The organism is Bacillaceae bacterium S4-13-56, from assembly GCA_040191315.1.
In the GTDB taxonomy this organism is placed as follows: domain Bacteria; phylum Bacillota; class Bacilli; order Bacillales; family JAWJLM01; genus JAWJLM01.
Genome location: JAWJLM010000011.1, coordinates 65,738 through 78,490, shown reverse-complemented (window position 1 = coordinate 78,490; position 12,753 = coordinate 65,738). Strand labels below are relative to the sequence as shown.

16 protein-coding genes are annotated in these 12,753 nt (G+C 36.2%); 14 read left to right on the top strand and 2 right to left on the bottom strand.

All coding sequences use genetic code 11. The features are described 5' to 3' along the window. Positions 1-48: 48 nt before the first annotated feature. The 4 genes from lysA (at position 49) to RZN25_05330 (ending at position 3,039) form a co-directional block, all read left to right on the top strand. Positions 49-1,341: a diaminopimelate decarboxylase gene (gene lysA / locus RZN25_05345; GenBank protein MEQ6376248.1), complete on the top strand. Its 1,293-nt coding sequence runs from the start codon at positions 49-51 to the stop codon at positions 1,339-1,341. Positions 1,342-1,458: 117 nt separating this feature from the next. Further along, a complete protein-coding gene (locus tag RZN25_05340) occupies positions 1,459-1,896 on the top strand; it encodes a peptidylprolyl isomerase (GenBank protein ID MEQ6376247.1) in 438 nt (145 codons plus the stop codon). Positions 1,897-2,006: 110 nt separating this feature from the next. Continuing rightward, the gene (locus RZN25_05335) at positions 2,007-2,453 is read left to right on the top strand and encodes a site-2 protease family protein (GenBank protein ID MEQ6376246.1); all 447 of its coding nucleotides are present in this window, start codon (positions 2,007-2,009) and stop codon (positions 2,451-2,453) included. Between the two features lie 226 nt (positions 2,454-2,679). After that, positions 2,680-3,039, top strand: coding sequence for a GNAT family N-acetyltransferase (locus RZN25_05330; GenBank protein ID MEQ6376245.1), 360 nt, complete (start codon positions 2,680-2,682; stop codon positions 3,037-3,039). Positions 3,040-3,049: 10 nt separating this feature from the next. Here the strand turns inward: RZN25_05330 and RZN25_05325 are convergent, their stop codons facing one another. Continuing rightward, entirely contained in the window at positions 3,050-3,571 is a 522-nt protein-coding gene (locus tag RZN25_05325) for a DUF309 domain-containing protein (GenBank protein MEQ6376244.1), read from the bottom strand. Positions 3,572-3,866: 295 nt separating this feature from the next. Beyond that, complete coding sequence (locus tag RZN25_05320) at positions 3,867-3,953, bottom strand: YjcZ family sporulation protein (protein MEQ6376243.1); 87 nt, start codon at positions 3,951-3,953, stop codon at positions 3,867-3,869. Between the two features lie 142 nt (positions 3,954-4,095). Between RZN25_05320 and RZN25_05315 the strand changes: the two genes are divergently transcribed. The 10 genes from RZN25_05315 (at position 4,096) to ccsB (ending at position 12,731) form a co-directional block, all read left to right on the top strand. Beyond that, the gene (locus tag RZN25_05315; protein MEQ6376242.1) at positions 4,096-4,851 is read left to right on the top strand and encodes a segregation/condensation protein A; all 756 of its coding nucleotides are present in this window, start codon (positions 4,096-4,098) and stop codon (positions 4,849-4,851) included. Then, positions 4,839-5,426, top strand: a complete 588-nt coding sequence (gene scpB, locus RZN25_05310; GenBank protein MEQ6376241.1) for an SMC-Scp complex subunit ScpB — start codon at positions 4,839-4,841, stop codon at positions 5,424-5,426. Before RZN25_05315 ends, scpB begins: the two co-directional genes overlap by 13 nt. A gap of 69 nt (positions 5,427-5,495) precedes the next feature. Continuing rightward, positions 5,496-5,909 (top strand): hypothetical protein, encoded by a 414-nt coding sequence (locus RZN25_05305; GenBank protein ID MEQ6376240.1) that lies wholly within the window; start codon positions 5,496-5,498, stop codon positions 5,907-5,909. Positions 5,910-6,169: 260 nt separating this feature from the next. Continuing rightward, positions 6,170-6,679, top strand: a complete 510-nt coding sequence (locus RZN25_05300) for a DUF3907 family protein (GenBank protein MEQ6376239.1) — start codon at positions 6,170-6,172, stop codon at positions 6,677-6,679. Between the two features lie 66 nt (positions 6,680-6,745). Continuing rightward, entirely contained in the window at positions 6,746-7,843 is a 1,098-nt protein-coding gene (locus RZN25_05295; GenBank protein MEQ6376238.1) for a D-alanyl-D-alanine carboxypeptidase family protein, read from the top strand. 3 nt (positions 7,844-7,846) lie between these two features. After that, a complete protein-coding gene (locus tag RZN25_05290; GenBank protein ID MEQ6376237.1) occupies positions 7,847-8,434 on the top strand; it encodes a nucleoside recognition domain-containing protein in 588 nt (195 codons plus the stop codon). Continuing rightward, on the top strand, positions 8,434-8,964 hold the full coding sequence (locus tag RZN25_05285; GenBank protein ID MEQ6376236.1) for a spore maturation protein: 531 nt from the start codon (positions 8,434-8,436) through the stop codon (positions 8,962-8,964). The genes RZN25_05290 and RZN25_05285 overlap by 1 nt, the downstream gene beginning before the upstream one ends. A gap of 78 nt (positions 8,965-9,042) precedes the next feature. Further along, positions 9,043-9,780 (top strand): pseudouridine synthase, encoded by a 738-nt coding sequence (locus tag RZN25_05280; protein MEQ6376235.1) that lies wholly within the window; start codon positions 9,043-9,045, stop codon positions 9,778-9,780. A 75-nt stretch (positions 9,781-9,855) separates the two neighbouring features. Further along, positions 9,856-11,511: a cytochrome c biogenesis protein ResB gene (locus tag RZN25_05275; GenBank protein ID MEQ6376234.1), complete on the top strand. Its 1,656-nt coding sequence runs from the start codon at positions 9,856-9,858 to the stop codon at positions 11,509-11,511. A 26-nt stretch (positions 11,512-11,537) separates the two neighbouring features. Next, the gene (gene ccsB / locus RZN25_05270) at positions 11,538-12,731 is read left to right on the top strand and encodes a c-type cytochrome biogenesis protein CcsB (protein ID MEQ6376233.1); all 1,194 of its coding nucleotides are present in this window, start codon (positions 11,538-11,540) and stop codon (positions 12,729-12,731) included. Positions 12,732-12,753 lie beyond the last annotated feature (22 nt).

Here is a 12,753-nt window from a genome sequence, read left to right as displayed (position 1 = left end):
AGATATTGATCTTCGACGGTGGGAATAGATTTTTAGGGAGTGTTGGTTTTGGAAAATTTAATAAAAAATAACCATTTAATGATAAACGGTGTTGATGTTGTTGAGTTAGGAAAAATCTACGGAACACCGCTATTCATATATGATGTTGAAAAAATACGTACGAATGCACGTAGTTTTGTGGATACTTTTGAGAAATTAGGTGTTAAGTCACAGGTTGCATACGCTAGTAAAGCTTTTTCTTCAGTAGCTATGGTTCAATTAGCAAAGGAAGAGGGGCTAAGTTTGGACGTTGTGTCACAAGGAGAGCTTTACACAGCCATAAAGGCTGGTTTTCCAAGAAAAAAGATTCATATGCACGGAAATAATAAGAGTGTAGCAGAACTGGAAATGGCCATAAAAGAGGATATAGGTTGTATCGTAATTGATAACTTTTATGAAATAGCCCTTCTACAAGATCTATTAAAAAAACATGAACATAAAATGAGAGTGCTAATCCGTGTGACTCCTGGAATTGAAGCACACACCCATGATTATATTTTAACAGGCCAAGAGGATTCGAAATTTGGCTTTAATTTAAAAAGTGGACAGGTGGAAAAAGCATTACAGCTTTTACTACAAGATCCCCACTTCCAGGTCGATGGAATCCATTGTCACATAGGTTCTCAAATCTTTGAAACTGATGGGTTTGTGATGGCTGTCAGAAAATTGTTTGAGGCTTCTGCTGATTGGAAAAATAAACTAGATTTTACACCTGCAGTATTTAATGTGGGTGGGGGCTTTGGTATAAAGTACACTTCTGATGATGAACCACTTCCATTACCTAAATATGTAGAGGCATTGGTTGAAGAGGTTAAGAGACAAGTGGAAGTTTACCAAATGGATATTCCTGAAATATGGATTGAGCCCGGTCGCTCTATCGTAGGTGATGCAGGAACTACGCTATACAGTCTTGGGTCTATTAAAGAAATTCCAGGGGTAAGAACTTATGCATCCGTAGATGGAGGGATGACAGATAATCTACGCCCAGCATTATATGGGGCAAAATACCAAGCCGTAGTTGCAAATAAACTAGAAGAAGAGCCTAGTCAGCTAGTTTCCATTGCAGGTAAGTGTTGCGAATCAGGTGATATGTTAATTTGGGATTTAAAAGTTCCTTCCATTGATCCTGGTGATTATTTAGCAGTGGCTTCCACGGGAGCTTATGGATATGCTATGGCTAATCATTATAATCGTTTTCCAAAAGCGGCAGTCGTCTTTGTGGAAAACGGCAATCATCAATTAGTTGTGAAAAGAGAAGATTTTGAAGATCTAGTTCGCTTAGACTTAGAATATAAGAAATAATAGAAAAAAACCAACAGTGGAAGAAAGAGAAAGTTTCCCCCATTATTTTCTTTTTGTGTTTCTTTATCGTATAATCGAGAAGTATTCAATCTTGATAAAGGAAGGAGCAAGCAATATATGAGCAAATATGCAGTGATTGACTTAGAAAAAGGTGGACAAGTCAAAATTGAATTATTTCCTAATGAAGCACCTGGAACAGTGGCTAATTTTGAAAAGTTAATTAAAGAAGGATTTTATAATGGCTTGAATTTTCATCGTGTGATTCCTGGTTTCGTTGCACAAGGTGGTTGTCCTAATGGAACTGGAACAGGTGGCCCTGGATATACAATTAAATGTGAAACAGAGGGAAATCCTCATAAACATGAAAGAGGTTCTCTTTCTATGGCCCATGCTGGCAAGGACACAGGCGGTAGTCAGTTTTTTATTGTTTTTGAACCACAGCCACATCTAAACGGAGTACACACTGTGTTTGGAAAAGTGGTAGAAGGCATGGAAAACGTAGATGAGATCAAGCAAGGCGATCGAATGAAGGAAGTTCATATTGTAGAAGAGTAAGAGCTTACGTAAGTAAGCTCTTTTCTCGTTCTGAGACGGTATGATTCCTTTATGCTAGTTAAACCTCTTTTTCTTTTTTTAGAAAAAGAGTATTCTAGATGTAAGAAAAAATGTTTATAGGAGAGGTTATGGATTTATTAATATTTTTGTTTATTTTTGCGCCCATTACTCTAATTTTTCATGAATTAGGTCATGTAATTGCTGCGTCCTTTTTCCATATACATAAGATTGAAATAAATCTTGGAAGGGGGAGGGTCGTTCATAGCTTGAAATGGTCAAACATTAGATTTATCCTACGTTTCTTTTTTATTGGAGGAGCTTCCACTCAAATTGAATTAAACTCTCCGAGCATTATTTCGGACCGTTTTATTAGTTTAGGTGGACCATTATTTAATCTTTTTATTTTTCTTTTTTTCTTTCCAATCCTTGATCGATCTCCCCATTCTATTCAGCTTTTTATTTATTTTAATGCCTGGATGTCAATAATTAACTTGATACCCTTTCGAATAGGCACTAAAAAATCAGATGGATGGAGAATTTTAGAAACATTTAGGTGAGAAAATCGACTCGGTTGAGAAATTATTAAATTTGAAGTATAGTTTCTTACTAAGTGGGGATAATAAGTAAAAAAAGTTTTTTATAAATAACCATTTATTTGGTAATTTATTATCTGGTAGGATTGACAAATAAGAAAAATTCAGTCATAAATAGTAGTAACATTTTTGTTATTTGAGTCTGTTCCTATTGATTGAAAGAAAAGCTAACGAATAATGAGGGATAATTATGTTGGTGCGTTTCAAGAAAAATTTTGAAAAAATTGCAATGGGGTTACTTTCTTTTATGCCAGAAGAAAAGGATGTAAAGAAGTTACAACAAACAATTAAAGAATATGAGGAAAACTCGAGTTGGGAGCTTTACTTATGGAAGGAAGAAGATATTCTGGGTATTATCGGAGTGCGTTTTGAAGAAGACAAAGTGATCATTCAACACATTAGTGTTAATCCTTCCCATCGTAATCAGGGGATTGGAAAGAAAATGGTAGAAGAAGTAAAGCAACTTTTTGGAGAAAAATTCAAAATTATAGCAAATCAACAAACTGATAGATTTATTAACAAATGCGAAAATCAAACGAAGATACTATAAAAAACTAAGGCTATTTTGCCTTAGTTTTTTTTTGTAGTGATTGTAACCTTTCTTGAATAACCTCGGTTCTATCTCTTTTTTTATGCTTATGAACTAATAACTTGTCTTGTAAATTGCTTTGATCTCCAAAGGTACAGTTCAATTCAAGACATCTTTTCTTTACTTTTTCAATAAGAATAGGATCACTTAGTGGGATATTTATACTTTTATAAGGCTTCTTAGCCTTCATTGTTTGAAAAAGCTCTGTTAGTTTTCTTTGAAAATGTGGAGAGTCAATACCATATTCTTGTATTTCTGACTCTTTTTCAGAAAAGATGGTCATGGCCTTTTCAAGTGTACGTATGGCTCCTTCATAATTATTTCTACGATAATGATAGAGAGATACGGCGTATTGTATAAACCCAACAAGGATTGCATCTTTTTTTAATGGCAGATCCCTTTTCCATCTCTCTTCTAACAATTCGTGACATTCAAAATAATCTCTTGTACCATGTAAATGGGCCAAATAATCAATATAAGCAGAATCATACATAAATAATTCACCCTTTTAAATATAACTACTCAAATAGGAGGACGTTATGATAAAGTTTAACATATGATGTATTTGGAAAAAAGATATGGCATAAGAAAAGCGCAAGCGCCTTCGAAACAAAAAAGCACTTGTTTCTGCAAAGTAGCTCTAAGTAGCTTTCCTTTGTGCGATTATTCGGGGCAAAAACTTCGAAGATCACTCGATGAAGCTTTTTCGCTGGAGTTAGACATATTTTATACTTTATTTTGGAACAAAAATAGGGACGTAAAAGTACGCCCCTTCTCTTACTATTGTTTTAGAACCAAGCAGCACCTACAATAATTAGTAGAATAAATAACACTACTATTAAAGAAAATCCAGCGCCATAACCTGTAGCACCCATTTTTATTACCTCCTTGAAATAATTTGTTAACGAATTCCCGTTTTTTCGGTAAGATTTATCTTACGTTGTAACATATGCCGGTATCCTAATATTGGTGTAGGCGTTTGATAGAATTATCCTTTTTTGGAGAGGAAATTTCATTATGGATCAAATGTATCGTGTAAAATTAGAAGCTTTTGAAGGACCGTTGGATCTGTTATTACACTTGATCCAACAGTATGAAATAGATATTTATGATATTCCCGTGTCAACGATCACAGAGCAGTATATGACGTATATACATACTATGAAGGAGTTAAGGCTTGATATCGCTAGTGAGTACCTCGTTATGGCTGCTACTTTACTGGCTATGAAAAGTTACATGTTGATTCCCAGACAAGAATTGGAACCTGAAGATTTAGATTTAGAAGAAGAAGACCCTAGGGATGAGTTAATGAGGCGACTCATAGAATACCGAAAATATAAGGAAGCTGCACACGAGCTGCAACAGAGAGAACTTGATCAAAATCAGGTATATACTAGACCTCCAACTGGATTAGAGGAGTACAAAAATTCAGATTCTAGCCCTGCCCCACTAGAGGTTTCTTTATTTGACATGATTGCTGCAATGAAAAAAATGTTAGAAAGAAAAAAGTGGGACGAACCACTTGAAACAAGGGTGCAAAAACAGGAAATTCCAATCCAACAAAGAATGGAAGAAATCCTTTTGTCGTTAGAATATAGTTCAGAAGGGATTTTATTTCATCAATTATTTCCAATAGCAAGCAGGAATCACATTGTTGTTACTTTTATTGCTATTTTGGAACTGATGAAAGGTCATCACGTATATTGCGTGCAAAATGAACATTTTGGAGAAATCCGAGTGTTCAAGATGGAGGAAGTAGTATGGAAGAAGTAAAATGGAAAGCTGTTGTTGAAGGTTTGCTTTTTGCATCCGGAGATGAGGGACTAACTAAAAAACAACTAGCCCACATTCTAGAGGTGGATTTAAACACGATAGATGTAGTGATTGAAGAATTAAAGTATGATTATGAAAATACACAACGTGGAATGATGCTCATGAGGTCTGGAGAAATTTATCAGTTGACCACAAAACCGGAGCACGCTGTTTACTTTCAAAGATTAATGGAATCTCCACAAGCTTCCAGGCTTTCTCAAGCTGCACTAGAAGCATTATCTATTATTGCTTATCGTCAACCGATAACACGTGTTGAAGTAGAGGAAGTGCGGGGGGTCAACAGTGATCGTGCGATCCAAACACTTGTATCGAGAGGGTTGGTTGAAGAAAAAGGAAGAAAGGAAGGTGCTGGTAGACCTATATTATTCGGCACCACAACTAATTTTTTGACGTATTTCGGTTTATCAAGCTTGGAAGACTTACCTCCTTTGCCAGAAGAAAACGTACTGGGAGAAGAAGAGGGTAGTCCTGACTTATTTCTAAGAAGATATAGTGCATCACCCCTAGAGGAATGAAGTATTTTGTTCCTATGAATATTTTTTGTGGTATGATAAAAGGGTAAATTGGGAAGTGGAGGAATGAAAATGAAAATTAAACAGATCCATGGATATGAGTTAGATAAAGAAAAATCAAATTCACCCGAGGATTTCTTTAATCGTTCGGAAGTGCTTTTAGATATTGATGGTGAAGATCATGTTTTTTCTTTACTCTATGTCCGTTATTTCGATGAATTACGATCAGAATTCACCCCTTTTGAGAGTGATCCAATTATGATATTCGGAGAGAAAACAGTCGATCTAAAAGACGTAGTAGCCCTAATTGCATTGATCAGGAATCCAGAATGGAAATCCAGAAAAAAAGTGTATATAAGTGAACTGGAAGACTATAAAAAAATATTTAAAGACATAAAATGGGACTCAATGCAACAACTTTGTATGAAGATTGCCGATGGTGAAAGTTATTATTTAGAATCAAATACATCTTTTATTGAAGATTAATCATACAATAGCAATATCAGTAAAACTCAAGCGCCATAATCATCTACCGAGATGGGGGAACCAACTCTAATGGATAGGCTGTCCCTGGAATCAAGAAAAGCTCTTGATTCTGTGAAGAAGCTCTAAGTAGCTTTCTTTCATGCTATTGCTCGGAACAAAAACTGAGATTGTGGCTTGGTAAATTTTATCGCTGAAGCTAGTCAGGTTTTATACTTTCTTACCTTTTTAAATACAACTTCGTGCCCTTGGGAGGGATTGAAATGAGCAATACACTCGTTCGGTCACAAATGGAACAAGTGGAGACTTTTTTGGATCAAGTGACCAATAAAATGGCGGATTATTTGGACAACCATAATTTAAAGGAACTTCAGCAGGAAGTGAAAAATGAGAATCAAGATTATTATCGTCATTTACTTGCCACACTTCGGAGGTTAGAAGTTTTTTGCAATGAAGCACAAGATGCTGTAGAAGTTATCCTAAAATCTGAAGTCTTTCGAAAGTCTGCTGCTGAAAAAACTTTATATGTTATTTATCATCAATGTATTTCTGAGTTCTTTTCTCCAAAGGAAGAACCATGGTATGAAAATAGTCGAGCAGCTTACACAGGAAAAAATGCGATTCGCTTCTATAAGGATGCCCCGCCATCCTTCTCTCAATTAATTAGAGAACTTGAAAAACCATTTCAAGATATAAGAGAAGAGCTTGCCTATTATGAAACGGATTATCGAACAAAAATTGTGATGCATGATGACACTGAAACCCCTTCTTAAAGGGGTTTTCTTTTTTTAGGAATCATAAGCCCGTCCTCTTTTTCATACATTGATAACAAAGAGCGGATGGGAGGAACTTACGTGAGAAGGATTGGGATCATCGGATTAATTCTTTGGATTAGCTTTACTGTAACCGTTTCTGCTTCTGGAGGGCCTAATGTGTCAGCTAGAAATGCGGTTTTAATAGAACAATCTACTGGGAGAATCCTTTATGAAAAAAAGGCACATGAGGAAAGATTAATCGCAAGCATTACAAAGATTATGACTGCAATTATAGCTGTTGAGTCAGGAAAGATGGATCAAACAGTTACCGTAAGTAAGAATGCCACACACACGGAAGGTTCTTCCATTTACTTAGAGGAAGGAGAAAAGATCAAACTCAAGGATCTAGTCTATGGTTTGATGCTAAGATCAGGTAATGATGCGGCTGTCGCTATTGCAGAATATCTAGGGGGTAGCGTAGAAGGATTTAGTTATCTTATGAACGAAAAAGCAGCATGGATTGGGATGCAAAACAGTTCTTTTGATAATCCGCATGGCTTGGACTCTGAGTCTCATTATTCTACAGCTTATGATATGGCTTTACTTATGAAACATGCGATGGATAATGAAACATTTCGGAAGATTTCTGGAACTGAATGGTATAAATCAGAAAATCGTACGTATAGCTGGAAAAATAAAAATAAGCTATTAACAGCGTATTATGAGTATTGTACAGGAGGAAAAACAGGGTATACGAGAGCAGCAGGGAGAACGCTTGTCTCTTCTGCACATAAGGATGGAATGGACTTAATTGCAGTAACATTAAATGCTCCAGATGATTGGAATGATCATCAGGCCTTATTTGAGTGGGGATTTAAAAATTTTAAATTAGAGACCTTACAAAAAGAAGGAAAGCTTTCTGAACAATGGATCTTTGACGATCGGACAGCCTATTTCCCTAATTCAAAAAAATATCCGCTGACCCAAGAGGAAGTATCAAGAGTAGAAGCAAAGTGGATACCTAAACAAGAAAAAAACAGTGACGTACTTGGAAGGATGTTTTATGAGTTGGATGATCAAGAAATAGCCTCCTCAAATGTAGTTTCTACAAATCCGAAGAATAAACATTCGATCATGTCTTTGACTATGGAAGTCTTTTTCCAATTGATCGGAGTGAAATAACTGATGGTTAATTACATATGGATGTTTATGGCGGTTATAGGAATAATTTTTGCCATGTTTAATGGAACAATGGATGAAGTAAATAAAGCACTATTTCAAAGTGCGGAAGAGGCAGTAGCGGTTACGATTGGTTTACTTAGTGTATTAGTGTTTTGGTTAGGAATGATGAAAATAGCTGAATATGGAGGAGTCTTAAGAGCTTTATCTAGAATTTTCCGTCCAATCGTAACGCGCATTTTTCCAGATATTCCTCCAGATCATCCAGCAATGGGATATATTCTTTCCAATATTACAGCAAATTTATTTGGTTTAGGTAACGCCGCAACTCCTATGGGAATAAAAGCCATGGAGGAGATGAAAAGGTTACATGGAAGGAATGATGCCAGTCGCTCTATGATTACTCTATTAGCTATAAATACATCAAGCTTGACCTTGATTCCGACAACAGTTATTGCTATTCGAATAAAATATGGGTCGATATCACCTACGGAAATTGTGGGAACTACCATTGTAGCCACTGCAATATCAACCATTGGAGCTTTAATTATTGATCGCTTCTTTCATTTTCTCCGGATTAGGAGGGGGGTATAATGGAGTGGATTGGAACTATAAGTACGTGGATTATTCCTGGAGTAATCCTTTTTATCCTATTAGTTGGATTATATCGAAAAGTTCCAGCTTATGAAGCTTTCGTTGAAGGAGGAAAAGAAGGGTTAAAAATTGCAAGTAATCTTTTGCCGTTTTTATTAGGAATGATGGTGTCCATTGCTATTTTTAGGGCTTCTGGAGCTATGGAGGCATTCACATCGTTTCTTGAACCTTTGTTAAATCTAATAGGTATTCCATCCGAAATTGTTCCTTTGGCTCTCGTCCGTCCCATTTCGGGCACGGCGGCCTTAGGAATGACAACAGAACTAATCCAAACTTATGGCGCCGATTCCTTCATTGGAAGACTAGCCTCCACTATGCAAGGGAGTACAGACACCACTTTATATATTATTACAGTCTACTTTGGCGCGGTTGGGATAAGAAAAATGGGAGATGCTCTAAAGGTTGGACTATTAGCTGATTTAATTGGTATAATAGCATCAATTCTTATTGTGTCAATGGTATTTGGGTAGCGTTAACATGGGATGTTAACGCTATTTCTATGTATACTAATATTATCTTAAGAACAAATAGAAAAAGCAGGTGATTGTATGACAAATAGTCGAGAACGTTTACAAAAGATTATTGCTCAAAGTGGAGTAACATCCAGAAGGAAAGCCGAAGAATTAATTCTCCAAGGGAAAGTTAGAGTTAATGGAAAAGTAGTTACTGAACTTGGCACTAAGGCGAGTACCCAAGATGAAATTGAGGTTAATGGCATTCCTTTATCGAAAGAGGAGTCTGTTTATTTTTTATTTTATAAGCCGCGTGGAGTTATTTCAGCTGTAAAGGATGACAAAGATAGAAAGGTTGTTACTGATTTCTTTCCAAATGTACCAGAAAGAATTTTTCCGGTTGGACGGTTAGATTATGATACTACTGGAGTTTTGTTATTAACAAACGATGGCGATTTTGCTCAGAAAATGATCCATCCAAGTTCGGAGTTAGAAAAAGTCTATATTGCAAAAGTAAAGGGCATTCCTAACAAGGACGATATTAATCAACTGCGAAAAGGCGTTATTTCTGATGGAGAAAAATTAAGGGCAGTGTCAGCCAAAATTTTATCTATGGATAAGCAGAAGAACCAATCTATAATTCAAGTGGTTTTACATGAAGGGCGAAATCGGCAAGTGAGAAGAATGCTGGAAGGAATTAGGCTTATGGTTCAAAAATTAAAAAGAGAGCGATTTGCATTTTTAACCGTTGATGGACTTGTACCTGGAGAATATCGAGCGTTAACTCCTCATGAAGTAAAACAACTTCGAGCTCTTGCTGAGAAAAAAAAGTAGTTTTTACTATGGTTCATTGAATAACATCATGTATAATAAACGAAGATGAAATTGTTACTTGAAGGGGTTTTAATAATGAATAAAATTAAATGCGAATGTGGGCATGTTAACCCCCATGGAACCGTATTATGTGAAGCGTGTGGAAAGCCTGTTGAAGGGAATCAGCATGTAGACGGGAACGAGGGACAGAACCTCTTGAATATGCGTTATGAGGGTAGTGCACGCAGGTCCCAAACCTATAACAAAACCATAGTAGATAAAGTGTGGAATTTCTTTTCTTCTGTAAAAGTTGGGGTTTGGTTAATTATCCTTACCCTTATTGCATCAGCCATTGGTACGATATTTCCCCAAGAAATATACATTCCAGGTAGCGCTCCTGCAAGTACTTATTATGAGAGCACCTATGGGCTGTTAGGTAAAATATATTACCAATTGGGCTTACATAACCTATACAGCTCTTGGTGGTATACTCTCCTGATAGCTCTTATTGGAATTAGTTTAGTTATTTGTAGTATAGATCGATTTGTACCTCTATATAGAGCGCTAAAAAAACAAAAACCTAAACGACATGAAAATTTTCTTAAAAGACAAAGACTTTTTTCTGAAACTGAAGTTGTATCAAAGGAAGATATGCAAAAAGTTAAGGACCAACTTAAAAAGCATCGCTATAAGATTACTGAGGAGAATGGACATCTCCTTGCTGAAAAAGGAAGATTTTCAAGATGGGGGCCTTACGTTAATCATATAGGGTTAATCATTATCTTGATTGCTGCAATCATTCGAACCTTTCCTTTTATGTATTCCGAAAGTTCATTATGGCTTCGGGAAGGGGAAATGAAAGCAGTACCAAATACAAATTATGAATACTATATCAAGAATGAAAAGTTCACATTAGAGTTTTATGACGAGAACGATCCGCGTTTTGGGGAAACCATAAAAAAAACAGGGGCTTTAATACCAAGTTTATTTCAAACGGATGTTGTTATATATAAAAAAGAAGGAGATACAATCATTGGTCAAGAACCAAAACTAAAAGAAGTTCAACGCGGAGAGATTCGTGTCAATGACGCAATGAAAATTGAAGGATACTCTATCTATCAAGCTTCCTATCAAAACAATGAATTCGGGACAATGACTTTTAAATTACATGAAAAAAATGATCCGGAAGAAAAGTCGCTTGGGGAATTTACCGTAAATTTGGAGGACCCAAAGGAAGAGTACGTTTTAGATAATGGATTAAAGGTTAGATTGGACAAGTTTTATCCAGAATTTTTTCTAGAGGACGGGGTGCCATCAACTAAATCTAAATATCCTCGTTACCCAGCATTTGTTTTTCTTGTATATCCACCTGAGAAAGACGAACCCGAGAAAAGTTTTTTGGGGATAGGTTTTAATTTAGATCCAAATGAGTACGATGAATCTAAGAATGAAATGGTTGAAAACAACTATAAGTTATCCATAACAAACTTTGAAACTAGATTTGCATCGGGATTAAAAGTTAAAAAAGACTACTCACTACCGATGTTCTTTATAGGAGCCATGATATTTATGATTGGTGTAGTGCAAGGTATGTATTGGTATCATAGACGAATTTGGATACACCCTACCGAAAAAGGAGTTTGGCTCGCAGGACATACGAATAAAAACTGGTTTGGATTAAAACGAGAAATGGAAAAAATGCTTTTGAATACAGACATCAAACTACCTGTAGATCAACAAGAATTGAAATAAATTTATAAAGAATAGGATGGATTAAAATGAATAACTGGCTCACTATAAGCGGGAATCTGCTGTTTACAGCCTTTATATTTTATTTATTGGCTACTATTTTTTTTGCAGCAACCATTCGAGATAAGAAGGACGTTCAAAAGAAACAGGGTTTTTCTGCTAGAATAGGAATCATACTAACCATCATTGGATTTATTGCTCAAGTGGGATATTTTATAACGCGCTGGATTGCAAGTGGGCACGCACCAGTTAGTAATTTATTTGAGTATACTACTTTCTTCGGAATGATGATTATACTAGCTTTTATCATTATTCATTTTATATACAAAGTGAATTTCCTTGGAGTATTTGCCCTCCCAGTGGCTTTACTCATTATTGCATTCGCTAGTATGTTTCCAAGGGAACTTTCACCTTTAGTTCCTTCCTTAAAGTCACACTGGTTATACATCCACGTCACAACTGCAGCACTCGGAGAAGCTATATTAGCAGTAAGCTTTGCTGCTGGACTGATTTACTTGATCAAAGTCATTGATCAATCGAGGAAAAGCAAACAGACGTTTTGGTTAGAGTTTGTATTATATAGCTTACTAGCCACATTGGCATTTGTACTTGTTACTTCCTCATTTAGAGCAGTGGACTATCAAGCTACTTTTGAATTGGTAAATGATGAAGAAGCTACGCCTATCGAATATCATATGCCAGCTATCGTATCACCAGTCGATACGGTTCTGATTGAAGAAGAAGTCATGGCACCGTTATTTACCGTTCCGAGTTGGATGGAAGGTGAAAATGCTGCTCGTAAATTTAATACACTTCTGTGGTCCCTAAGTGTGGGGCTAATTCTTTATGGTATGCTTCGTCTACTATTAAGAAAAAGAATTGGTGCTGCTCTTCAACCTTTCTTTAAAAGAGCCAATGCGGATTTAATCGACGAAATTTCCTATCGGGCTGTGACTATTGGCTTCCCTGTTTTCACATTAGGAGCGCTTATTTTTGCTTCTATATGGGCCCAGGAAGCGTGGGATCGATTTTGGGGATGGGATCCAAAAGAAGTATGGGCGCTTGTTACATGGTTCTTCTATGCGGCATTTTTACATCTCCGTCTTTCCAGAGGGTGGCATGGTGAAAAATCGGCTTGGTTAGCAGTTATAGGTTTTGCTATTATTATGTTTAATTTAATAGTTGTGAACTTAATCATAGCTGGACTTCACTCCTATGCGTAATATGATAAACGTAAATATTGTA